Below are 24666 nucleotides of genomic sequence, written 5' to 3'. Positions count from 1 at the left end.
GCTACTATTTACCAGATAAACACATAGAGTTATAAGTTTGCTATATCTATTGTTCACCGTGCGGTTAACATCTTGTACCAAACGCTGTTTTCTGCTTTGCCTTTTGCTTGTTCGGAGCCAAATTTTGTATAGCTAAACTACTTTGCCCATATGCATATTGGTATGCCGCTACCTGCCCGATCATAGCATTAATTGGGAATACCTCGCTCAGGTAAATTAATAGTCAATCGTATAGTTTACCTGGGCAGAACTTCTTGTTATATCGCTCATTTCAGTTTTCTTTAGGACGTACGGGCTACCATTTTTGCTAACAGAAATTTGAGAATGTAATATGAGAGGGTTCTTGAAATAAAAAGGATCATCCAAAGGCTCGCCCCTGGCTACTACAAGCTTTGCGTTAAATCCCTTTTTAACCGGACCTACTACAAGCTCCCATGGTGACCTAGCCCCAATTACAAAGTTTTTATCTTGATTATTTTCTGCACTTAACACAACGTTTAACTGGCCGGCAGGATAACTGGTCGAGCTATCCAATTCATATTTGACATAATATTCAGCAGCGTCAGAATTAACCTCTTCTTTTTTACAACCTAAACCGGTCATTACAACAATAAAAAGAAGTCCCCAGATAAGCCCCTTGCTCAAACGCTTTGGTTTAGGCTTTAAATAAACTAGCTCTATTTTTCTGAAGCTATTCATCCATTTTGAATTTCTAACTGGCTACTTTAGATCGTTTCCAGCTTACCAATTTGCACTGCAAATATTAACTTATAACCTGCTGTAGTTACAAGGTTTGTCACCCATTAATTCAGCGTAATAACCACGTTGCCAACTTTCTGGCCTGTTTCTACATACCTGTAAGCTTCAACTATCCGCTCTAACGGATACTGCCGATCGAACACAGGTTTGAACTCCTTGCGCTCGATCAACCGCTTCAGGAATTCTAAATCTGCTTTGCTGATAGTAGGTATAGGGAACAATACCTTTTTGCCTTTCCCAAACGGTGTTAGCAGTGCCAGGTAAATATTCTCCCAGTTTTTTCCGAGCTCTGTCGAGATGTAAATGCCCTTTTCCGTTAGCACCGGTTTACAATGCCCGAACGACGTTTTTCCGACAGCATCGAACACAACACTATAGTTACGATCCGCCTTTGCGTAGTCTTCCTGCGTGTAATCTATAACCACATCAGCTCCCAGGGATTTGACGAGCGGTATATGTCTGGTATGGCATACTGCTGTTACGCACGCCCCAAAGTGTTTGAGCAGCTGCACCATAGCGGACCCAATTGCGCCCGTGGCCCCATACACTAGCACATGCTGCCCGCTCTTAACTTTTGCTGCCCGAATGTGGCCCAGCGCATAGTGCGCCCCTTCGGTTATCGGGGCTGCCTCTTCGTAGGTCAGGCCATCCGGTATGGTCGTAAAAGCTTCGTTTTCTTCCAGCGTTAAGTACTCGCCATGTCCACCGCACTTTTTGTCGTTATAACCAAACACTTTTTCCCCAACCTTTACAGATCTCACTTCCTTACCCACTGCCTCTACCTGCCCGGCAAACTCACAACCAAGTGTTTGATAGTTTGGTCTGAAAACCCCACTCCAGAACCTCGAAATGAAATATTCGGCACTCCGAAATCCGCTATCGGTGCGGTTAACCGTAGAGGCATAGACCCGGATAAGCACTTCGTTACCTTTGGGCTCAGGCTTAGAAACTTCCTTTATGCTTACCACTTCAGGTGGACCATAGCGTGTATGTACTGCTGCTTTCATAAGGTGTGAAGCGTAAGGGTTTATACCTGCTAACCTGCCTTGCCAGATGCCAGAATTAGGTCTACAGGTGTTTTAGTGAAATAAGATCTGGGCAGATGGAATCTTCCAAAGGGCATGTATTCTGTCCAGCCGAAGAAAAAGGAGAAAAAGATATGAATAAAAGGGGCAGACAGAAAACTGAGAACCAGGTACAAGGCTGTTTTAGTCTTTCTTAGTTTCAGGACGAGCGGGGGCAATAAGACTGTTATCAGCATAGGAATTGGGTAGTAGATCCACCAGGGCAATCCCCAGGTAGCACCGTATTTCCCAAACAGCATCCCAACTATAACTACCAGAATGGAGAGTAGTGCAACCGTATACTTTTTCTGTCTGAACTCCTGCCCCGGCAAAACCGCTCTTATTACAAGAAAGAACACAAGCAGTGAGGCAAAGATCATTACCGGGAAATGCCATTCTGTATTCATGTTTGAGCAGATTTGGTTATGGTGGAGTTTTTAGGGTGTGATTTTTGCAAACTATAGTTAGGAATGAAAAACTCTTACTAATGCGTGCTTTTAACTTTTGTCCTTGTCTATATAAATATAAGCTAAAAGTTCGGACCAGCAGATATCATAATTCAGTCCTTTTACCTAAATCATCTACTTTATATTCAATACCCTTTTCGATGAGTAAACCTTTGGTCTTACCACTGTATTTTTCACGACCATGTTTTACATCTATTTTGATGAGAAGACCATTATAATCCGGGGTAATATCGCTGACAACATTATGGCCTACAACCATCTTAGACGCATTATAAAACTTTAAAACCTGCTCAGCTTCTTCCTGTGTAGTTTCGTGAAACGAAGCATTGAAAGGATCATAAAAGGCAAAGACTCCTGCAATGAGTACGTTCATGGCATAGCTTCTATCCCAGTAGGGGCTGTCGTACGAATTCAGTACCAGCCGTTCTTTCTGACTCAATGCCAGCCCTTTCGTTCGAAGGCCATAATACTTTCTGGCTATGCTGTTTATTTCCGGAATGGTCAGGTTCTCTTCTATAAGTTTCGATTTAATACCAGCATGCACAAAAACATAATCGCCAATCTTTTCAACTACATTTTTACTTCTCAGCCACTTCCCTAATTCCGACTCAGCTGAGAATAAGTACCTCCCGGCCTCCTCCCAATTCTGTTTACCGCTTATTTGTTTGGCAACTGCAACGTATTTAGTATCGGTATCTGAGTTATCGCCATAGAGGTTCATCACTTCATGGTTACCGATAATATAGTGCACTTTTCCGCCGGCTTTCCCCGCTTTTTCTTCCAGCATATAGATCAGCCAAAGCACCTGCGTCACATCGCCTCCCCGATCTACAAAATCGCCGTTAAGCACTAAGTGCCCCCTTCCAAATGTCCAGTTATACTTTTCATCCATCACACCATTCTTTACAAGGAAACTATAGAAGGCATTAAAATTTCCTTCTATATCTGAGATGGCTATCAGTTTAGCTGGTAACTCATAACTAAATGGCTCTATGTGGTGTGTTTCCTTTAGGTTAGCTTCAAATGAATCGCTGTCGTTATTTGCTACATGTACCTGTATGGGGTACTGCCTATCAAAAGGTGCTTTCAAAAGCTTGTTTTGTGCATCTACAGTATATTGATAGTTGCCATATATGTAGGGTCCATCTATACCTTTTAATTTTAGCTCAACAGGCTTATTCAGGGCAAACTCTATTTCTTCATTTTTAAAATAAGCATCGACTCCTGACCAGTAAATGGGGTACTCGTATTTTGCTTCATCAATATAAGCGTGCCCAAATACTAAAGTGGTTATTACCAAATAACCTGCCCACACCAGCAGGCTCCACTTTAAAAGTGTTTTAATGATCTTTTTAGATTTTTTCATGTTTTAGGGTAGTAGTCGATCTGCCAGGCATTATCGACGGGTGAGTTTTTATATCCATAATCCAGCCGGTTATACATGAACCCGTCACTTTGAAAAAGCTTCGTGCATGGCCGTTTTGATAAGGTTTTCATAGTCCTGCATTGCAGGAGTTCCTGGCTGTAATCCTATCAGGCAATGGATCTGTCCGGCAAAGCATTTGTCCCAGACCTTAACGCCCGCCTTTCTTAGTTTGGCGGCATATAATATTCCATCATCTCTTAGCGGGTCAAATTCGGCATTAATAATCACGGCTGGCGGTAGCCCTTTCAGGTTTTTGGTCAGAATGGGAGACACTTCCGGATTATTATATTGCCCCGGCGCATAGGTCTCTGCAGCAAAATAGCAGTCGTCTTTTGTTTGAAAATACCCTCTGGCATTTTGCTGATACGAAACGGAGCTCTCCATATTCTTCGGACGAAGGTCAATCGGTAATCCGTTCATGATATGCACCTTGATTTTATGGCTAATACCTTCTTTTTTAGCTTTTTGGGCAATTACTGCTACCAGGTTTGCACCGGCGCTATTACCAAGTAAGGCAATGCGACTGGTGTCTCCACCCCATTTACTTCCGTGTTGGACAATCCATTTAAAGGCATTGTAGCTGTCATTCACCGCAGCTGGAAATCTGTGTTCCGGTGCTACCCGGTAGTCAACGGCAAAAACAATGGCGCCAAAGGTCTTTGCTTCTTGCCATAGGGAGTACTCCCACCCCGGCAACAACGGCATAATAAAACCACCTCCATGGTAATTGATAATAATGGGAAGGTTTTTCTTTTGCAGGGGATTAAAGACGAGTACCGGAATGCTGTCTGCTGTGATCTTAATTCGCTGCACATCTTCTTTGGGATAGGGCCTTAGTGGCAGGTCGACATATTTGATTTGCTCAATGGGAATGCTACGAAGCTCTTCAAGCGTCCGGTCTTTATAGCCAATCATTTTCAAGAAGGCTGCTATATTGGGGTCTAACTGGCGACTTCCGCAAGACTGGGCAAAAAGCCCTTGCTGGGATAAGAGAAAGAGGCTTAGAAAAAAAAGGAGTAATATTTTTTTCATGTATCTATTGGTTGAATAATTGGTGTTGCCCAGTGATTTATTTCTTTAACAATGCAACTATGCAGTACTGTGCAATGAGAAATAAGCCGCATAGTACAGAAGGTAAAATCATTGTAGGAAAGTGGTATACTGTTCCTTTACCACCTATACCCTTGATTTATAAATATAGCCTTTGGTAATCTCTCCATTTTGTTAATTCTGTTTTCATAACGATGCCAAAGGTTATCTGCTGTAGAAGGAGCATATGTGGTAATTCCATAGAGTGAATCTAGCACATAGTACTTTGTATTGCAAGGTACTGATGACTTTATTATATGAATCATACATTATTATCCGTGAACTTCGGCGGATTTTCGACGAACAGACTGGATCAGAAAGAGTGAGAAGGGGAAGGGAAATAAACAGCAGCAGCCACTTACCAAAGCTACTTTATTGGGCAGTGTATAGATTGCGTTGATACACTGCGGATGGAAGGCGGCACCAGCGACCTGCTGGAGAGGGTTAATCCTATTAAGCTACTAAAGCAAGAATGAATAGAGTAAAACTACATGGGATTTCCTTTTAAATAGGCACTCAGAAGGTGAGCTGATGCCAATGCATGATTTCTTCTCATTGTGTCCTTCTCAATTTCGCTTGCCTCAAAATCCTCCTCCTTTAGTATAAACGTAACAAGGCTAATGAATATACTATCTATCTATCTATCTATCTATCTATCGCCAATAAAATATAACAGAAGTCCAACTATAAACCTCTCTAAACAAACCCCTGCAGAATTCCCCCATTTTTCCGAACTTTGCTATTCATTAACTCTCTAACTTTTTAACTTTCTAACTCCAGTATCCACCATCTACAAAGAATACCTGCTACAATCAGAGCCAAACAAGTTCAGCCTGGATGGCCTGAAGGCAGGCGAGATGATTGTGAACATGGGACCGCAGCACCCAAGCACACATGGCGTACTGCGCCTGGAAGTGATTACTGATGGCGAAGTGATACAGGAAGTAGCGCCGCATATTGGTTACCTGCACCGCTGTTTCGAGAAGCACGCTGAACACACAGCCTCTACCTGCCCAGCAAACTCACAACCAAGTGTTTGATAGCTTGGTCTGAAAAGCCCGCTCCAGAACCTCGAAATGAAATATTCGGCACTCCGAAATCCGCTATCGGTGCGGTTAACCGTAGAGGCATAGACCCGGATAAGCACTTCGTCATCTTTGGGCTCAGGCTTAGGAACCTCCTTTATGCTTACCACTTCAGGTGGACCATAGCGGGTATGTACTGCTGCTCTCATAATATGTAGAAGTAAGGGTTTAACTTGTGGTTAAAATGCTTTAAGCTTTTGATAGGCACACTTCGGAGGTCAGTTACCAGCGCGCCTGCATTAGCAGAGGGTTACGCTACGCTATTTTATTGAAATAAAATCTGCACAGTCGGAATTTTCCAAAAAGGCATGTACTCAGTCCAGCCGAAGCAAAAGGAAAAAAAGACGTGTATGAAAGGGGCCGAAAGAAAGCTCAGCACCAGGTACAGGATCGTTTTAGCTTTTCTTAGTTTTAACACAAGTGGTGGGAGCAGGACCGTTATTAACATTGGAATTGGATAATAGATCCACCAGGGCAACCCCCAGGTAGCTCCGTATTTGCCAAACAGCATCCCTACTATAACCACCAAAACAGAGAGCAGGACAATTGTATACTTTTTCTGCAGAAACTCCTGACCTGGCAAGACCGCCCTGATCACAAGAAAGAAGACAAGTAAGGAAGCAAAAATCATTATCGGGAAATGCCATTCTGTATTCAAGTGCTGAGCAGGTTTAATTTATAGTGGAGTTTTTATAGGGGTTTAGTCCTGAGTCCTCAAAATTTTATGAATACCATTTTCAATGTCCGACAGGTCTGCATTTTCGGCATTAGACAAGATTATAATGAATTGATTTTTTTGAGTTCTTCTGGTTATGAAACTTGCAAATCCTGCCAAGTTCCCTTTATGACAGTAAACATCCCATACACCACCTCTTTCTCGCACAAACCAACCATAGCCGTACTCCTCCGGAATATGCTGTTTCAGCATCTGCTCTTTCATATTTGCAGATAGAAGGCCATCTAAATATAGTGCCCTGTCCAACTTATACAAGTCTTCGGTGGTTGAAAATACACTCCCTGCACCGTCAATGTTTTCCAATGGAAAATCAATAATGGCGGGTTCCGTCTGACTTGCATCCTTATATCCTTTTGCTATTTTATCCAGTTTGGAATTTCGAGCTACTCCAGATGAAGTCATACCTACAGGGTCGAAAATTTCAGTCTGCACCAATTCGGCATACCCTTTTCCTGTAACAGATTGTGCAATTTCTTTAAGGATTACATATCCCGAGTTTGAGTATTTAAAACCTGATCCCGGTTCAAATCCTAAAGTAGCCTTCGACAACAACTTTTTTATGTCCATTCCTTTTTCCTCGTTGATAACCTCATTGATACCAGAGGTATGCGATAATAGCTGATGAACACTGATCTTGCCAAGCTTGGAATCTAAATTAGTGAAGTGTTTATTGAGTGTATCATCCAATTTAAGTATACCCTTATCCACAAGCCTCAGTATAAGAATGGCTGTGATTGGCTTAGAAACAGAAGCAATAAGAAACTTGGTGGTGTCGCTATTTTGTAGATTATTCTCTTTATCAGCGCTCCCGAAAGATTTCTTGTAGATGATTTCTCCTTGATCTGCGACTAAGATGTTCCCTATAAATTCTTTGTCTTCAAAAGCCTTTTGTGCCAGATAGTCGATTCTCTCCGTTTTAGTCTTTCCAGAATTATTCTTACAAGTCACAAGGAAAAGAAGTAACAAACAGTATACTATTATTCTCATTTTGAATCGCATTGATTTATGTCTACTTGGCTTTTTTGCCGTTGCCCTTAACGGCTCGTACATAAGCCGAGCAAGGTATAGCCGAAGCCTGCCTTATGTGCTGGGTTAGGTGATTTAATTTTATATGAAGTATAAAAACTACAAGTTAAGTTTTACAGGTTCCATATTTAAAACCATAAGTATGATAAAAGACATAAAACTAACCCAAGAGAAGACTATTACTAATCTTCTTAATTTCTTAAATTCTAGCTTTTCTTCTTTTTCTTTGTATAAGTAAAATGGGAAAAAGATTAATACTCTTGTATATAAATTACTAAAAGGATTGAACCACATTTCTAAAAAAGATACATCTGAGTTCTTCTTCCTTTTAAAAAGTAGAAAATGGTAATACGCCTTTGTCCACGCACTAACTCCGCATAAAAAGAAAAGAAAAAGGCTAAACCAATTCATTAATTCATATTATTTATTACACTTAACAGTAGTCGGATAAACGTAACTGCATTAACGAATATACTATATATCCCTGATAAAATATAACCAATTCCCAACTATAACAAGCCCCTGCATTTCTCCCACCTTTTTCCGACCTTTGCTAGTCATTAGTCTATAGCCATTATTCATTCGCACTTGAGTCAGTCTACCATCTATAAAGAATACCTGCTGCAGTCGGAGCCGAACAAGTTTAGCTTGGATGGCCTGAAGGCGGGCGAGATGATCGTGAACATGGGGCCGCAACACCCGAGTACGCACGGCGTTTTGCGCCTGGAAGTGGTGACGGATGGCGAAGTGATACAGGAGGTGGCGCCGCACATTGGCTACCTGCACCGCTGTTTCGAGAAGCACGCCGAAAGCATGGCGTATAACCAGGCCATTCCCTACGTAGACCGCATGGATTACCTGGCTGCCATGAACTCGGAGCACGTGTGGTGCATGGGCGTAGAAAAACTGCTGGGCATTACCGACCAGATCCCGAAACGGGTAGAGTACATCCGCGTGCTGGTGGCCGAGCTAAACCGCATAGCCTCGCACTTTGTGGCGATTGGCACTTATGCAATAGACATCGGGGCTTTCACGCCGTTCCTATGGCTGCTCCGCGACCGTGAACATATTCAGCGTTTGCTGGAGTGGGTTTCGGGGGCACGCATGCTTTACAACTATATCTGGGTGGGTGGCTTGTACTATGACCTGCCCATCGGGTTTGAGGACCGTTGCCGTGAGTTTATAAACTACCTGCTGCCCAAGCTCGATGAACTGGACACTATCCTGTTAGAGAACAAGATCTTTATAGACCGCACCGCCAACGTAGGTGTGCTGCCATTGGATGTGGCGATAAACTATGGCTGCTCTGGCCCGATGCTGCGTGGCTCTGGTTTGAAATATGACCTGCGCCGTATTGATAGCTATAGTGTGTACCCCGAGTTGGAGTTTGAAGTACCGATTGGCAAAGGCTTAGCAGGCACCACCGGCGACTGCTGGGACCGCAACTATGTACGCGCCCTGGAATGCAGAGAATCAGCCAAGATCATCCTTCAGTGCCTTGACCAGATGACCGGAAACTATAAACGCACTCCTGATTTTGACCCGCAGGCTGCCTGTCCTAAAAAGCTGCGTATGACCGGCACACAGGAACTATACTTTAGAGGCGAAACGCCGCGCGGCGAATTAGGCTACTTCTTCAGAACCACCGATAAAAGTGATGTGCCTTTCCGTTGCCATGGCCGTGCACCAAGTTTTGTAAACCTGTCTGTACTGCCCGAGATCAGCCGTGGCTGCATGGTTGCCGACCTGATTGCTATAGTTGGTTCCGTGGATATTGTACTGGGCGAAGTGGACAGGTAGGTCTCATTAGTCGCTGTTCGTTATTAGATTTACTTATAGTTTGTAGATGCTTTACTAAATAGTCTGCTTTCTTCCGATCAACGAATAATAAGTAACGGCTAACTAAAAAATGCCAGCGAGCAACTAATAACGAAATTCAAAATCCTACCGTTTGTATAAACCTTGATGTTTAACTTATCTAAACTAAACATAGCTTGAAACTATATAAACTTATTTCGATACACTTGCTCTGGCTTAGCATAGTGGCCGCACCGTTGCAGGCCATAGCACAGGAAAAAGACTCAGCTTTTGTAGTCCCTGCCGATACGGTATTGCCGGGCCAGAAACATCCTTTCACAGAATCGCAACGACTGGAAGGAGATAACAAACGTTTCCTGAAGCGGGCGGTTATCCCTTCAGTTGCACTCATCGGGGCCGGTATTTTAACCATGCACGACCGCGGCCCTATCAGCAGTTGGGATGTGAATGATGCCCGCGACAAGGTGCTGCCAAAATTTGCTACCAGAGCCGATGACTTCCTGATGCTGGCTCCGCTTGCCGGGTTATATGGGTTTAACATTATCTCATCGCAGAACAGGCACGAGCTAAGCCGGCAAACATTGCTACTAGCCTCGGCGGGCGCACTTACTTCCGTTATGGTCTGGCCTACTAAAAGGCTCACCAATATTGAAAGGCCCAATGGCGAACCGCATGCCTTCCCGTCGGGGCACACAGCTTATGCGTTTACCATTGCCACGTTTATGGATAAGGAGTTCCGGCACAAGAGTCCGTGGGTAAGTGTGGTGAGCTATAGTTTAGCCGGTGCCACAGGTGTGTTACGCGTACTGAACGATGCACACTGGATGTCTGATGTGCTGGCTGGGGCTGGTGTAGGCATCCTTTCGGTAAATACCGTGTATTGGATACATGCTAAACTAACACATGGCGGCGGCTTAAATACCGCAGTTATACCTGTTATGCTACCAAACGGAAGCCCGGGTGTAGGCATGTACCTTAGCTTTTAAAACATTGATGCATTAGAAATAGAAGGCGCTCTTCTGTAGCAGGAAGAAGCGCCTTTTGCTTTATCTTTACTTCATGCTACATCTCCGCCTATACCTGTTGTTTATATGTTGCCTGATAGCTACTACAACTATAGCACAGGTGCGGGAAGTTTATGGTACCGTGCGCGATGCCGAAACCGGCGAAAAGCTGCCTTTTGTAAGTATAGCTGCCAACAACGGCGAAACCGGCACCACCACCAACCTCGAAGGGCAATACCGCCTGCGCCACACACAACCTATTACCAGTCTGCGTTTCAGTTTTGTAGGATACACGCCTCAGGTCATCCAGCCAGACTCTACCGGTTTGATCAACATAAACCTGAAGCCATCGGCGGCACAGCTGCAGGAAGTTATAGTTAGGGCGGGCGCAAACCCTGCACACCGCATTATAGAACTGGCCACCCAAAACCGCAACCGCCACCGCATCGAGAACCTGCCAAGCTATAGTTACCGCACCTACAATAAATTTGTACTTACCGCTACCGACCCCAAGGGGCTGGAGTTAGCCGACACGCTGCACACTGCCCCAAAAGACTCAAGTTACTACCGGCTACGCAAGCTCTTGGAAAAGCAACACCTGTTTTTGATGGAAAGTGTAACCAACTATAGTTACCTGAAACCTAACCGCACCCAGGAAACCATCATCGCTACGCGCGTATCAGGGTTGCAGCAGCCCAGTTTTGGGATAGTAGCTGCCGAAGCCCGTGATTTTTCGGTGTATGCTGATATGCCCATCTTTTTCGGGAAGAATTACCTGAGTCCGCTCAGTCCCGGAAGCACGCGCAAATATGATTTTATATTGCAAGAAACCGTGGTTACTGGTCGGGATTCGGTCTTTATCATCTCCTTTGAGCCGCAGCAAGGCAAGAACTTTACCGGCTTAAAAGGCCTGCTTTACATCAACTCCGATGACTGGGCCGTGCAGAACGTAATCGCCGAATCGGCCAGCGACGACAAGCGCGACATACGCCTGCAGCAGCAGTTCAGCAAAGTGCAGGGGCAGTGGTTCCCGACGGAGCTCGATGTGGAGATCACCATTCCGCAGGTAGAGCTCAGGGGACATCAGCCATACGGCCGCATTCGCACTTACATCACCAACATCAACCTGAACCCCGACCTGCAGAAACGTGATTTCAGTGCCATTGCCCTGCAGCAAAGTCCATTGGCAAATAAACAACCCGAATACATCTGGCAGCAAAACCGCCCCGATAGTTTAGATGCTTTTGAGCAGCGTACCTACACGGTTATGGACAGCGTAGGCAAAGCGCAGAACCTGGACCGCACGATACGGTTAATGGAATACCTGCTAACCAAAAAACTGCCGATTGGCCCCATCAGCCTGGACCTGAACAAAGTGTTTCATATCTCCGATTTCGAAGGCTTGCGTTTAGGCATTGGTGCACATACCAACGACCGTTTGCTGAGCTGGCTAAGTGTGGGCGGCTACTGGGGCTATGGCTTTAAAGATGAACAGGAGAAATACGGCGCCGATGCCATACTTACCTTACACAAACCGACAAACCTGCAACTGCAAGCCGCTTTCTGGGAAGATGTAACGGAGCCTGGTGGCCGCCGTTTGCCTTTCCGGGAGAAGAGCCTGCTTGCCGACCTGCGTCAGCCGTTATTGCCTTTATTAGATTATACTACGCACCGCCACCTGAGCCTGTCGGGCAGGTTAGGCCGCTACCTGCAGGTACATACCCAACTACAGCAGGAAGAACGCCGCCCTACCTTATTTACTGCCAATGACCAGCCAACTATAGCCTACAACATAACCGAAGCCAAAGTCGGGCTCCGCTTTGCTTATGGCGAGCAGCTGATGCAAATGTTTAACCAAACGATGGCAATGCCTGGCAAATACCCGGTATTGTGGCTGCAGTATACACGCGGGTTGGATAATGTGCTGGACGGCAACTATAGTTACAACAAATACGACCTGCGCCTGGAAGCCAGCCTGCTGCACCGCACCTTCGGCAAAACCAACATAACTATAGCCGGCGGCCTGGTACACGGCGATGTACCCTTCGTAAATCTGTACAATGGCTACGGCAGCTACTCCGAAGATTATGAAGTGTACGCCGGCGAAGGCTTCGAAACCATGGCACCTTACGAGTTCTTCTCCAGCCGCTATTCCGCCCTTTTCCTGCAACAGGACTTAGGCAAACGCCTGCTCCGCACAAAATTCTTTAAACCTGACGTGGTGCTGGTCACCAATATCGGCCTCGGCGACCTGAAAGAACCACTACCCGAAACCTTCCTCCCGCAGGTAAAAACCATGAACAAAGGCTTCTTTGAGTCCGGGCTGATGCTGAATAACGTGATCAGCTCTGCATTCTCCGGAATTGGTGTGGGTGTATTTTACCGTTACGGCGCTTACGAACTACCTAAAAGCAAGGATAACCTGAAATTCAAGCTCACCGCTACACTGGCTTTTTAGTGTAAATGAGTCGGGGTATGGTTCTTGTGGAAACCTGCTCTTTATTAACTCACCCCTGCCTCTCATAAGAACAGTTTGCCCGAATCAGGATTTACAGGATTGGGTTTTTTGATATAGCTGACAACCACAGCTTTATAGTTGGTGTTAGTCATCCGCTCCCCTCTTCAAAGGGGAACAGTTTCTGCCATAGCTATAGTTTGGGCTGTAGTTCTATAGTTGGCAATTAACCCACCCCTGCCCCTCCCGAGAGGGGAATTTTAGCTATAGCCATAGCTTCAGTTATAGTTTTATAGTGACAGACCACGAGCAGGCAGGCGCAGCCTGGCCTAAGGAACTACTACCACGAGAAAACGATGAAACTATAGCATTTCAATCAAACTATAGATGAGCTATCGAAGGATCTCAGTCTTTGGGTTGAGCGCCTTTGACTTGTTGCGGTGCCGCAGGCAATCCGACGCAGGAGGATAGCAAGAAGGCAGCAGCGCGATGCTCGAAGACGGGGCCCCGCGGCCGTGAGCGCACCAAAGCCAGATTGAAACGATAGGTCAGTAAAGCTCCCAGGATTTGAGGTAACTATAGAATGAACTGCTTGTGGCAAGTAGTAACTATAGTTAGCTATAGTTTGAGATAGGTTTCTCACTATTCTCGAAGTGACAACACTAACTATAGTTGTTAACTTGGTAGCTAAAACTATAGTATATTCATGCAGCACACCTAATTGCCGTTCCACATGAAAATACTCTCCGCTACCCAGACACGAGAAGCTGATGCCGCTACTTTACAATTTGAGGATATCGATTCGCTGGAGTTGATGGAGCGGGCTGCACGTGCTTTTACAGCCTGTTTTGAGAACAAGTTTACTCCACAGGAGTCTTTCTTTATTTTCTGCGGCCCTGGGAACAATGGCGGCGATGGGCTGGCTGTGGCCCGGCTACTTTCTCAGCGGCAATATGCAGTAAAAGTGTTTATAGTTGGCGACCCCGAAAAAGCATCTCCTGACTATAAAGTAAACCTGCAGCGGTTGCCATCATCTGTTCAGCGGCAAACCATAGTTTCTACTGCTGACCTGCCGCAACTGCACAGCAATATGTGTATAATTGATGCTCTCTTCGGAACTGGCCTGAACCGCCCTGTTACCGGACTTTTTACAGATGTAATCCACTATCTGAATGAGAGCGGTGCCTGCATTACAAGCATTGACATGCCATCCGGACTTTACACCGACAGCCAGACACCGGAAGAAAGTACCATCATTAAAGCAAACTATACCATTAGCTTTGAACTGCCTAAACTGGCCTTTTTCCTGCCGCAGCACGAGCAGTTTGTGGGCGAGTGGCATGTGGTACCTATCGGCTTGAGTACAACTTTTATAGCGCAGGCGCAAACCAACTATAGGTATACCCTCGCATCAGATGTAAGATCATTACTAAAACCACGTCGTAAATTTTCACATAAAGGGTTGTATGGTCATGCTTTGCTCTTGAGTGGTGGGTTTGGCAAAATGGGGGCAGCTGTGCTGGCAGCACGTGCCTGCTTGCGAAGCGGTGTTGGGTTACTCACTGTTCATGCGCCAACGGCCGGGTACACCATACTGCAGACGGCAGTACCCGAAGCTATGACATTAGCCGATAAGCATCGAAAGCACATTTCCGAGCTGCCAGATAAAATGGAAAACTATAACGTGGTTGGTATAGGTCCAGGTATAGGCAAAGATAAGGACACAAAAACCGCGCTGGGTCAGTTGTTAGCTACTACGTCGTTACCGCTTGTTATAGATGCCGATGCCATCAACATCATTGCCGGCAGTGACCGCCTGAAAGCGCAATTACCCAGAAACAGGATCATCTTTACGCCTCATCCCAAAGAGTTTGAAAGGTTGGTTGGCAAGACAAAAAACGACTACGACCGGCTGGAACACCTGAAAGAATTCTGCAAGGAGTATAGTTGTTATGTTTGCTTGAAAGGCTCACACACGGCTATCGGCACGCCGGAGGGTAGGATTTATTTTAACACCACAGGCAATGCCGGCATGGCTACAGGCGGCACCGGCGATGTGCTGACCGGCGTGATAACAGCCTTGGTAGCACAAAACTATAGTTTAGAAGAAGCCTGTTTGCTGGGGGTTTATGTGCATGGCCTGGCCGGGGACTTAGCAGCGCAAAAAGTCGGGGAGATCGGGTTGGTAGCTTCTGACCTGGTTGATCATCTGCCGCAGGCTTTCCTGACACTTGCCAGCGGTTAGGAGCTTGCCAGAAATACCAGCACCGCATGCAGCAGCATGGCTCCGTCTGCCAGTAGTAAAAAGTAAACCCGAGGCCTGAACTCTGACGAGAACAGCACTACCAGGCCTGCTATCAGGGCACTTACCAGTAAAGCCAGCATAGTTCCCCCGCTCTCCGACTGCACCACTATAAGCGCATACACCAGCAATAAAACTACCGAGAGGAGCTTGGTATAGTTTACACCGATCAGGCCGGGTACAGTAAGGGTATTGGTTTGGCGGTCGTATGTATAGTCCCGAATATCAAACAGAAGTGCCAAGGCAAGTATAAACAGGAAACGGCGTAGAAACAATTGCAAGGCCTGCGGCTCCAGCACGAATATTCCGGCATCTATCAACGGAAAAAGTCCCGTAACTACAGCCCAGACATAGGCTATCAGGAATACCTTTAGCAGCGGCACTCGCCGTAACGGTTTGGCATCCTTTCGCCTGTAAACTATAGGAATTGTATAGCCAATCGAAATAATGGCCAGGTGCAGTAAAAACCAGAAATTAAGCCGCAGCCCGAAATAGAAATAAACTATAGTTGCCATCCCCAGGCTTCCTGTACCAACTATAGCCATACCAACCCGGTGCCGGTGCCACCACGAATCCTGCTGCTGGTTTCGTTCGGGTTCAGCGTTTCGGTGCAACAACACTCTCTGTATGCTGCTCAGGTTATAGGTAAAAAGCGTAGCTAGAAACACGAACACCGCCATCGGAAGGGAAACAGGGAGTTCTGCCAGCAGGTATGTTTCTATAGTTAGGGAAAAGGCACATACCGAAATGAACACACTACTATACAGCAGATAGTTGAGCAGTTGCCGGAACATGCCCGCATTTACCTGTTTCTTTTTTGTAAGTGTATGGCTTTTCTTCATCAATCCTGCAAGTTCGCAACTATAGCCTGCTTATCAAACCATCATACGGCTATAAACAAAAAGCCTGACACAGGATATCCCACGCCAGGCTAAAACAAGTAAATAATGGGTATTATAGTGCGTTCTGCTTCTCTTCAGTGAAAGTAGCATTATATAGCTCGATGCTCTCCTGGATGATCTTATAAGCAGCCTCGCGACCAAGGAATTGCTCAACAATCACTTCTTTCATTTCCAACTTCTTATAGTCTTCGAAGAAACGACGCACTTCCAGCAGGGTATGCGGAGGCAGTTCTGAAATATCATTAATGTGACGCACCGACATATCATTGTTGGCAACAGCAATGATCTTATCATCTTCTTCGTTGTTGTCGATCATCTGCATTACACCAATTACTTTCGCATCGATCAGGCACATCGGCTGTACATCTACTGAGCAAATAACCAGTATATCCAGCGGGTCTTTATCGTCGCAATATGTTTTCGGGATAAAGCCATAGTTGGCCGGGTAATGGATAGATGAGAAAAGAACACGATCCAGCTTCAGCATGCCGCTTTCCTTGTCCAGCTCATATTTTGCTTTTGAGCCTTTAGGTATCTCAATTATGGCTGTTACTACACCCGGCGCTTCTTCTCCGTAGCTTACGCTATGCCATGGGTTGTTTTTGTCTAAATTATTCATAAAACTCTTAATTAAACTTCCCGCACATCTTGCGGTACTTTTTATTTCATGTATTCTTGTAATGCTTTTCCCACGCTTCCGCTTGGTTCCTGTATATAAAGCCAGGTAGCTATAGTTGGTGCTATGTCTGATATTTCTACAGCAGTAGCGCTTTCCCCAGGCTTCACTTTCCAGCCATACCACAACATAGGTACGTGTGTGTCGTGGGTGGAATAAGAACCATGTGCCGTGCCTTTAGGTCCGTGTTTCTGCCAGTTAGGTTCCAGTTGCACAATCACGTCACCAGATCTGCGGGCGTTGTAGCCATTCTCTACCAAGCGCATCTGTCCGTGGCTCCAGCTTGTTTTCTCCAAGCAATCCGCCGTTATAGTTAGCGCTACACCCTCCAGCGTTGCTAAATAGTTAGCTACATTCTGCTGCACCTCTGCCAGGTTCAGTTTCTTTTCAGCTATGAGCTTACGGTTCAGGTATACCTGCTGGTTCGTATAACGGTCCATCCATTTGCCTGTTCCGTAGGTACGCGCCATAAATGTCTTTACAGAATCGCCTATAGTAGAGTAAGCAATTGCCCCGGCTGATGCACGTTCAGCAATCATGTATGCCGGCACGTTAGCAATTCCGTGGTCTGCTGTTAAGAACACCAACAGATTTTCTTTCCCTACCTGTTTCTCAAATTCATTCAGCAGTTCTGCTATTTCTCTGTCTAACCTGATGTATGTATCTTCTACCTCAATAGAATTAGGCCCGAAATCGTGTCCGATATAGTCTGTCGAAGAGAAGCTGATTGCCAGGAAATCCGTTGATTCGCCTTTTCCCAGTTTTTCAGACTTCAGCGCCTGCAATGCAAAGTCTTTGGTTAGTGTGTTACCAAACGGTGTTGTTCTGATCAGGTCATAATCTTTACCTTTCAGAGCAGGCAGATCATAAGGAAAAACGGGTTCCGCTTTACCTGGCAGCCCTTCTTCGTAAGGCATGTTATCTGCTGTGCTGTTTGTGTATTGTGCAATCGGCAGCAACGTGTTCCAGGTTTGGCTCAGGTACTTATCTGCCAGTTTCTGCCCATTGAACGCATTTACCCAGTCTGGCAGCGTTTGCTCGTAAAACGAACTGGTAATAAAGTTGCCTGATTCAGAATCGAACCAGTAAGCGCCATTCGCCATGTAGCCGCCCGGCAATACTGCTCCTCTGTCTTTCAAGGCTACAGCTATAACTTTTGCTTTTTTGTTTGTAGCAAGTCGTAACTGATCTGTTATAGTTGTTGACAACAGGTTTCTGGGTGACATTAGGCCTGCTTTGGAAGTGCTTCCTACTGTCTTTACTGATTTGTCTTCCACACAGTACATTGATCTACCTGCCTCACGGTCGTACCAGCTATTGGCTATAATACCATTCACCGATGGTACACTGCCTGTATAGATATTGGCATGGCCCGGCGCAGTATAGGTAGGTACATAACTATAATTTGCATTCTGGAAATTAAACCCATTGCGCACCAATTTCTTAAAACCGTTCTCGCCATACTGATCCCAGTAACGGAATAAAAAATCATAGCGCATCTGGTCTACAACTATACCCACTACCAGTTTTGGCCGGTCTATAGTTGTTCCCTTTTGTTCCTGACTGATTGATCCTGTTTTGGTTGCACAGGCTGTTAAAAGCGGCACCAGAACCAGGAGTAGTTTAATAGCTATAGTTCTCATTTTTACTTTTAGTGTGTGCATTAAAGTTACAACACACTTCTGGGTAGTCAGTACAATTCTTTGCTAAAGATTATCTTTTAACAATTTGGCAACAACCATAGTACCTCCATAAAACAGAAACGCCCACCTTTCAGAGATGGGCGCTGCTTTATAGTTTCTTTCTTCTTTATTTCGAAGCAAGGGCCTCGGCACCACCCACGATCTCGAGAATCTCCTTCGTGATTGCTGCCTGGCGCGTCCTGTTGTAAGTCAGCTTCAGCTCCTTCAACAGTTCGCCTGCGTTTTCAGTTGCCTTATCCATGGCCGTCATTCGGGCTCCGTGCTCCGATGCGTTCGACTCCAGCACAGCTTTATACACCTGAATTTTCAGCGATTTTGGTATAAGCTCCTGAATGATCTCTTCTTTAGAAGGCTCAAAAGTGTAATCTGCTACCAAAGTTGCAGCTCTGCTGTCATCAACCAGCTGTTCTTCAATTGGCAGTAACTGCTCGGTGCGTACAATCTGGGTTGCAACGTTTTTAAATTCGTTATAAACCAGCTCTACCTGATCAAATTCGCCTTTTACGAAACCATCCATGGCATGCTCTGCAGCACCACGAACTGAATCAAAAGACAGATTAGCAAATACACCAGTATAGTTGCCGATTACTTTATAACCTCTCTTAGAGAATGCCTCAAAGCCTTTTCTGCCTATCGTCAGGAAAGTAACGTTTCCGGCATCCATTTGGCTACGGTATTTGGTCGTAGCTAACGTGCTGGCAGCTTTGATGATGTTTGAGTTAAAAGCTCCTGCAAGACCACGGTCTGATGTTACAGCAATGATCAATACTCTGTTTGGCTCACGCTTCTGAGAGTAAACATTCGTTACAGAACCTTCGGTAAGCGAAGACAGATTGGCAAGAATGCCGCTCAGGCGCTGTGCATACGGACGCATACGCAGGATGTTATCCTGTGCACGTCTCAGCTTAGCAGCCGCCACCATTTTCATGGCTTTTGTAATCTGCTGTGTAGACGATACCGATGTAATACGGCTTCTAACCTCTTTTAAACTTGCCATATAGTTGTTGTTATGAGCAAAGCTAAAGGTTAAGGGTTGTACCCCTTAACCTTTAACACATAACTTGAATATTACTTCTTGTATTTAGCTGATAGCTCTTTCGCTACCTGGCGCATTACGCCTGTTGTTGAGTCATCCAGTTTACCTGCCAGCAGGGCGTTCAGTACATCAGCGTGCTGAGCGCGCATTGTGCGTAGGTAATCTTTCTCAAACGTTCTTACTTCTGATACCGGAACATCATCCAGCAGACCATTTGTAGCAGCATAAATGATCGCTACCTGCTCTTCTACCGATACCGGAGAGAACTGTGGCTGCTTCAGGATTTCCAGGTTACGACGACCACGCTCAATTGTAAGCTTGGTTGCAGCATCCAGGTCAGAACCGAATTTAGCAAATGCTTCCAGCTCACGGAACTGTGCCTGATCCAGCTTCAGTGTACCAGCCACTTTTTTCATTGACTTGATCTGAGCAGAACCACCTACGCGTGATACTGAAATACCTACGTTAATCGCCGGACGGATACCTGAGTTGAAAAGGTTCGTCTCAAGGAAGATCTGACCGTCTGTAATAGAAATAACGTTTGTTGGGATATAAGCAGAAACGTCACCAGCCTGTGTCTCGATGATTGGAAGGGCAGTTAAAGAACCACCACCTTTTACCATGTGACGGATAGACTCTGGTAAGTCGTTCATGTTACGTGCAATCTCATCAGATGCGTTAACTTTTGCAGCACGCTCTAATAAGCGAGAGTGCAGATAGAATACGTCACCTGGGTAAGCCTCACGTCCTGGTGGACGACGAAGAAGCAGAGATACTTCGCGGTATGCTACTGCCTGCTTAGAAAGGTCATCATAAACAACCAGCGCCGGACGGCCTGTATCGCGGAAGAACTCACCTATAGCAGCACCTGTAAACGGAGCAAAGAACTGCATTGGAGCCGGATCAGAAGCAGAAGCCGAAACTACTACTGTATAATCCATTGCACCACCCTCAGTCAGGGATTTAACTACCTGTGCTACTGTAGATGCTTTCTGACCTACGGCAACATAGATACAGAACACTGGCTGTCCTTTTTCGAAGAACTCGCGCTGGTTCAGGATTGTATCGATCGCTACCGCTGATTTACCAGTCTGGCGGTCACCGATGATAAGCTCACGCTGACCACGGCCGATCGGAATCATAGAGTCGATCGCTTTGATACCAGTCTGCATTGGCTCGTTTACCGGCTGACGGAAGATAACACCTGGCGCTTTACGCTCAAGTGGCATCTCATAAAGGTCACCAGCAATCGGACCACGACCATCTATAGGCTGACCAAGTGTATTAACTACACGGCCAACGATACCGTCACCTACTTTAACAGAGGCAATGCGGTTTGTTCTTCTAACGGTTGCTCCTTCTTTAATTTCGCTGTAGTCGCCTAGTAATACGGCACCCACGTTGTCTTCTTCCAGGTTCAGAACAAGCGCCTGAAGTCCGTTCTCAAACTCTAAAAGCTCTCCGGATTGTGCTCTGGAAAGGCCATAGATACGAGCGACACCGTCACCCACTTGCAGTACTGTACCTACCTCTTCCAGTTCTGCCTCGGAACGGAAGCCGGAAAGCTGCTCTCTTAGTATGGCTGATACTTCGTCAGGTCTTACTTCTGCCATGATTATAGTTTATTAATATAGGAATTGTCTTTAAAATTATTTTTAAGCTTGCGAAGGCTGTTCTTCACGGAGCTATCGATCTGTCTATCGCCTACTCGCAGCACAAAACCGCCAATCAGGCTAGGATCGATCATTTCTTCTAACTGTATAGTCTTACCAGTTTCGTTCGCTAGCCTTTCGCCCAGTTGCTGACGCAGTGCCGGAGATAAAGGTGCAGCTGACGTTACGCTTGCGCGCTGTATACCTTTCATCAGGTTGTACTGCTTCTCAAACTCTGTTGCAACAAACTCCAGTATAGCTTCACGGTTTTTGCGTGTAACTATAGTGAAGAAAGCCAGCGTCATTTCCTGCACTTTACCTTTAAACACACTATTGAGTACAGCCATTTTCTTATCTGACTTTACAATAGGGTTACGGAGCAGCATCTGGAAATCTCTGTTCTGGGAAATGGTGTTTGAAAACAGTTTCATGTCGTCATGCACCTGCTCCAAAATTCCTTTTTCCGCAGCCAGTTCAATCAGCGACTTCGCGTATCTGGAAGCAACTCTTAATTCTGACATATTGCTTTATATAAAGTATGGTCGTTGCGCGGGGCAACGCTACCTGTTATCTGTTTTAGTTAAGCGTTACTTCGCGGATGTAATCTTCAGCCAGCGCCTGCTGTGCCTTCGGATCACTCAGCTCTTTTCTAAGGATGCGCTCAGCAATATCCACTGAAAGGGCTGCAGCCATGTTCTTAACTTCTGCAAGGGCAGCAAGTTTCTCGTTCTCGATCGCTTCACGTGCCTGTGCAATCATGCGGGCACCTTCGTCGTTAGCTTTTGTTTTAGCAGTCTCAACTAGGTTGTTTGCAGCTTCAGAAGCTTCTTTCAGAATTCTGTCGCGCTCCATGCGTGCTTCTGCCAGCAGTTTCTCGTTCTCAGCTTTTAAGCCCTGCATTTCCAGCTTGGCTTGCTCAGCAGCACTTAATGCATTCTCGATAGAAGTCTCACGCTCGCGCAGTGCGCCCATGATCGGCTTCCAGGCAAATTTGCTTAGCAGGAACATAACGATCAGGAACGTTACTAACTGCCAGAAGATCAGACCAAAATTTGGGGTTACTAAATCCATTGTGTTTAAAGCTGTCTGTTATTTTTTATGTATCTACCAGTTTGCTGTTGCAATACCGGCTCTTTAACTATTCAACTACTTTTAATCTCATCGTCCGGACCATGCGTCCGGACGTGAGATTAGCAAAAGCTTATTAGCCTTTGAAAGAAATTAACAAGCAAACTACCACACCGAACAGTGCAACACCTTCGATAAGGGCCGCCGCGATGATCATAGCAGTCTGGATTTTACCACCAGCTTCTGGCTGACGAGCGATAGATTCCATGGCAGAGCCACCAATTCTACCGATACCCAAACCAGCGCCTAGGGCAACTAGACCAGCACCGATACCGGCACCCATGATAGCTAAACCAAAGTCGGTCGCTGCTTGAAGCAAAATTGCTAGTAACATAATTGTAGTTATATATAGTTAAAAAAAGAATTCAAATTAATGAGCACCTTCACCAAATCCCATGTCATCCACGTGATCGTGTTCTTCAACAGCGCCACCAAAGTACATTGCAGACAACAGGGTAAAGATATAAGCCTGCAGCAGCGCTACCAGTAACTCCAGGAAGAACATGAAGATTGCGAACGCTACGCTTATTGGCGCCACAGCAACACTTTTAAAGATAAAGATTAAGCTGAACAGGGAAAGAATGATAATGTGACCCGCAGTAATGTTTGCAAAAAGTCGGACCATCAGAGAGAATGGCTTTGTAAGGATACCGATCAATTCCACCGGAATCATGATCGGAGCCAGCCATTTCGGAACACCTGGTGTTGCAAAGATGTGCCCCCAGTAGTTCTTATTACCACTGAACACAGTAATAAGGAGCGTCAGCGTAGCCAGCACAAGCGTAACGGCAATGTTTCCAGTTAAGTTTGCCCCACCCGGCATCAAACCAAGCAGGTTATTAAACCAGATAAAGAAGAAGATAGTCAGCAGGTATGGCATATAACGCTCATACTTAGGACCAATATTACCCTTTGCTATCTCATCGCGAACAAAAATAACGATTGGCTCAAAGAATGACTGAAGACCTCTTGGCGCTTTACCTGCATTCTTCTTATAGCTGCTTGCAATAGAGAAAAACACAAGAAACAGCAATGCAACACTCACGAACATAGAAGCCACGTTCTTGGTGATAGAGAAGTCATACAGACCTGCCTTATCTTCTGACGGCTCACCAGAGGCATCTGCTCTGTAAATATGACCGTGATTGAGAACATATCCCTCGTAAGGAACAAGTTCGTGGTTCTCGTTATAGAAATTGCTGGAAGAGAAAGAAACGAATTTTCCGTTATCTATCAGTATAACCGGCAGATAAAGCACTGCGCCATCTGCAAAATGCCAGCTGTAATCATCAGCAATGTGATGCATGATCAGATCACCTGGCTTGAATTCTTCACCTTCAGAGGACGCAGCCTGAGCTGAGATCGTTAAGAAGGAAAACAGTAAAATAAATAACTTCTTCATTAAGAGATAGTTAGAAGCAACGCTTGTAAAGTGGTACTTTATTGCTCGTTCGGCTTTTTCAATTGCGGTGCGAAGTTAGCCAACAAACTGTAAATTTCAAACCCGGTAAATAGAAAATATAGCACGAAGAAGTTCAAAACGAACTGCAGCTCGTTTTCAGAGTGAAGGAATACATAGATAAAGATCACCGCTATACTCAATATCATCCGGAAACCCATTGACCCAAAGTAGTATAGTTGGAAATTATCGTTATCGTAGCTCACACCGAGCCGCGATACATAATAGGCCAGTGCTGTAACTATTACCATAAATCCGAACAGGTACCAGATATGAGTGTGCACCAGCTGGCTGCCGGTATAAAATTGCAGCGCCCCAACCAGCAGTCCTACCACTACCGAAAACAGTACAAGTTTTTTAAAAAAATTCACAGGGTACTTATTTTTTGTTTAATGAAAATATAACCAAAACCATAGAAGCAACTACCGCCACCACCAATAACCCGATCGTGAACCACGGATTTTGTGTCGCAAAATGCTCGTCCAGCTTCATTCCCAGCCATGCAGCCAGTACCATTACGCCAATCATCTGGAAAGCCAGTCCCGAATACTTCAGGTAGGGTTTGATGCCGCCCTCTTTATCTTCGCTATCAGGAGTAGTTGCCATAGGAATAATTTTGTGCAAAAGTACTGCTTTTTTTGTTGCAACATGCTGTTATTCACAAATAAGGCGCTACCAAATTGTCTAATTTTGTCTGCCAGGCCCCGCCTGAAACCAAATGCGGTTACCTATAGTTCATTACCTGGGGCTATAGTGGAAACTATAGAACTGACACTGTAAACTCGTTTAGTAACAGTGCGTACTGCTTTTACAGTTGCTATATTTATACTTTTACAACCTGCTGCATCGTTATTTTTTATACTTTAGCCTAAGTCTTTC

Annotated in this window: 23 protein-coding genes and 1 pseudogene; 5 read left to right on the top strand and 19 right to left on the bottom strand. The window is 45.3% G+C overall.

What is annotated here, in order from left to right; genetic code table 11:
* Positions 1–216: 216 nt before the first annotated feature.
* The 5 genes from GXP69_RS02615 to GXP69_RS02595 all read right to left on the bottom strand — a co-directional run bounded on the left by GXP69_RS02615 (position 217) and on the right by GXP69_RS02595 (position 4748).
* Positions 217–699: a hypothetical protein gene (locus GXP69_RS02615; protein ID WP_163912022.1), complete on the bottom strand. Its 483-nt coding sequence runs from the start codon at positions 697–699 to the stop codon at positions 217–219.
* A gap of 104 nt (positions 700–803) precedes the next feature.
* Positions 804–1766, bottom strand: a complete 963-nt coding sequence (locus GXP69_RS02610; protein ID WP_163912019.1) for an NAD(P)-dependent alcohol dehydrogenase — start codon at positions 1764–1766, stop codon at positions 804–806.
* 29 nt (positions 1767–1795) lie between these two features.
* On the bottom strand, positions 1796–2230 hold the full coding sequence (locus tag GXP69_RS02605) for a hypothetical protein (RefSeq protein ID WP_163912016.1): 435 nt from the start codon (positions 2228–2230) through the stop codon (positions 1796–1798).
* Between the two features lie 145 nt (positions 2231–2375).
* Positions 2376–3656 carry a metallophosphoesterase gene (locus GXP69_RS02600; protein ID WP_163912013.1) on the bottom strand — a complete coding sequence of 427 codons (1281 nt, stop codon included), beginning with the start codon at positions 3654–3656 and terminating at the stop codon, positions 2376–2378.
* 84 nt (positions 3657–3740) lie between these two features.
* Positions 3741–4748 (bottom strand): alpha/beta hydrolase, encoded by a 1008-nt coding sequence (locus GXP69_RS02595; RefSeq protein ID WP_163912010.1) that lies wholly within the window; start codon positions 4746–4748, stop codon positions 3741–3743.
* 845 nt (positions 4749–5593) lie between these two features.
* Here GXP69_RS02595 and GXP69_RS02590 point away from each other — a divergent pair.
* A pseudogene (locus tag GXP69_RS02590) lies at positions 5594–5800 on the top strand (NADH-quinone oxidoreductase subunit D); the annotation flags it as partial.
* Here the strand turns inward: GXP69_RS02590 and GXP69_RS19330 are convergent.
* The 3 genes from GXP69_RS19330 to GXP69_RS02580 all read right to left on the bottom strand — a co-directional run bounded on the left by GXP69_RS19330 (position 5767) and on the right by GXP69_RS02580 (position 7676).
* Entirely contained in the window at positions 5767–6039 is a 273-nt protein-coding gene (locus GXP69_RS19330) for an alcohol dehydrogenase catalytic domain-containing protein (RefSeq protein ID WP_394367347.1), read from the bottom strand. The pseudogene GXP69_RS02590 and the gene GXP69_RS19330 overlap by 34 nt on opposite strands.
* Before the next feature lie 116 nt (positions 6040–6155).
* Positions 6156–6548 carry a hypothetical protein gene (locus tag GXP69_RS02585; protein ID WP_163912007.1) on the bottom strand — a complete coding sequence of 131 codons (393 nt, stop codon included), beginning with the start codon at positions 6546–6548 and terminating at the stop codon, positions 6156–6158.
* Positions 6549–6590: 42 nt separating this feature from the next.
* Positions 6591–7676: a serine hydrolase domain-containing protein gene (locus GXP69_RS02580; protein WP_163912002.1), complete on the bottom strand. Its 1086-nt coding sequence runs from the start codon at positions 7674–7676 to the stop codon at positions 6591–6593.
* Between the two features lie 564 nt (positions 7677–8240).
* Here GXP69_RS02580 and GXP69_RS02575 point away from each other — a divergent pair.
* The 4 genes from GXP69_RS02575 to GXP69_RS02560 all read left to right on the top strand — a co-directional run bounded on the left by GXP69_RS02575 (position 8241) and on the right by GXP69_RS02560 (position 15174).
* A complete protein-coding gene (locus GXP69_RS02575; RefSeq protein ID WP_163911999.1) occupies positions 8241–9452 on the top strand; it encodes an NADH-quinone oxidoreductase subunit D in 1212 nt (403 codons plus the stop codon).
* Between the two features lie 194 nt (positions 9453–9646).
* The gene (locus GXP69_RS02570; RefSeq protein WP_163911996.1) at positions 9647–10456 is read left to right on the top strand and encodes a phosphatase PAP2 family protein; all 810 of its coding nucleotides are present in this window, start codon (positions 9647–9649) and stop codon (positions 10454–10456) included.
* A 73-nt stretch (positions 10457–10529) separates the two neighbouring features.
* Complete coding sequence (locus tag GXP69_RS02565) at positions 10530–12932, top strand: DUF5686 and carboxypeptidase-like regulatory domain-containing protein (RefSeq protein WP_163911993.1); 2403 nt, start codon at positions 10530–10532, stop codon at positions 12930–12932.
* 730 nt (positions 12933–13662) lie between these two features.
* Entirely contained in the window at positions 13663–15174 is a 1512-nt protein-coding gene (locus GXP69_RS02560) for an NAD(P)H-hydrate dehydratase (protein ID WP_163911989.1), read from the top strand.
* Here GXP69_RS02560 and GXP69_RS02555 read toward each other — a convergent pair.
* The 11 genes from GXP69_RS02555 to GXP69_RS02505 all read right to left on the bottom strand — a co-directional run bounded on the left by GXP69_RS02555 (position 15171) and on the right by GXP69_RS02505 (position 24393).
* On the bottom strand, positions 15171–16073 hold the full coding sequence (locus tag GXP69_RS02555; RefSeq protein WP_163911986.1) for a UbiA prenyltransferase family protein: 903 nt from the start codon (positions 16071–16073) through the stop codon (positions 15171–15173). The genes GXP69_RS02560 and GXP69_RS02555 overlap by 4 nt on opposite strands.
* A gap of 112 nt (positions 16074–16185) precedes the next feature.
* Positions 16186–16752, bottom strand: coding sequence for an inorganic diphosphatase (locus tag GXP69_RS02550; RefSeq protein ID WP_163911984.1), 567 nt, complete (start codon positions 16750–16752; stop codon positions 16186–16188).
* Between the two features lie 41 nt (positions 16753–16793).
* Complete coding sequence (pafA, locus tag GXP69_RS02545; RefSeq protein ID WP_235925534.1) at positions 16794–18473, bottom strand: alkaline phosphatase PafA; 1680 nt, start codon at positions 18471–18473, stop codon at positions 16794–16796.
* A 145-nt stretch (positions 18474–18618) separates the two neighbouring features.
* Positions 18619–19509, bottom strand: coding sequence for an ATP synthase F1 subunit gamma (gene atpG / locus GXP69_RS02540; RefSeq protein ID WP_163911981.1), 891 nt, complete (start codon positions 19507–19509; stop codon positions 18619–18621).
* A 71-nt stretch (positions 19510–19580) separates the two neighbouring features.
* Positions 19581–21161, bottom strand: a complete 1581-nt coding sequence (gene atpA / locus GXP69_RS02535) for a F0F1 ATP synthase subunit alpha (RefSeq protein WP_163911978.1) — start codon at positions 21159–21161, stop codon at positions 19581–19583.
* A 2-nt stretch (positions 21162–21163) separates the two neighbouring features.
* A complete protein-coding gene (atpH, locus tag GXP69_RS02530) occupies positions 21164–21721 on the bottom strand; it encodes an ATP synthase F1 subunit delta (protein WP_163911975.1) in 558 nt (185 codons plus the stop codon).
* 55 nt (positions 21722–21776) lie between these two features.
* On the bottom strand, positions 21777–22271 hold the full coding sequence (locus GXP69_RS02525) for a F0F1 ATP synthase subunit B (RefSeq protein WP_163911973.1): 495 nt from the start codon (positions 22269–22271) through the stop codon (positions 21777–21779).
* A gap of 133 nt (positions 22272–22404) precedes the next feature.
* A complete protein-coding gene (atpE, locus tag GXP69_RS02520; protein ID WP_163911969.1) occupies positions 22405–22662 on the bottom strand; it encodes an ATP synthase F0 subunit C in 258 nt (85 codons plus the stop codon).
* 36 nt (positions 22663–22698) lie between these two features.
* On the bottom strand, positions 22699–23730 hold the full coding sequence (gene atpB, locus GXP69_RS02515) for a F0F1 ATP synthase subunit A (protein ID WP_163911966.1): 1032 nt from the start codon (positions 23728–23730) through the stop codon (positions 22699–22701).
* A 38-nt stretch (positions 23731–23768) separates the two neighbouring features.
* Positions 23769–24158 carry a hypothetical protein gene (locus GXP69_RS02510; protein WP_163911962.1) on the bottom strand — a complete coding sequence of 130 codons (390 nt, stop codon included), beginning with the start codon at positions 24156–24158 and terminating at the stop codon, positions 23769–23771.
* Between the two features lie 7 nt (positions 24159–24165).
* Positions 24166–24393: an AtpZ/AtpI family protein gene (locus tag GXP69_RS02505; protein WP_163911958.1), complete on the bottom strand. Its 228-nt coding sequence runs from the start codon at positions 24391–24393 to the stop codon at positions 24166–24168.
* Positions 24394–24666 lie beyond the last annotated feature (273 nt).

The sequence above is a fragment of the Pontibacter burrus genome (assembly GCF_010686685.1).
Classification (GTDB): domain Bacteria; phylum Bacteroidota; class Bacteroidia; order Cytophagales; family Hymenobacteraceae; genus Pontibacter; species Pontibacter burrus.
The sequence above is the reverse complement of the archived record's forward strand: the minus strand, read 5'-3'. Positions and strand labels throughout refer to the sequence as shown.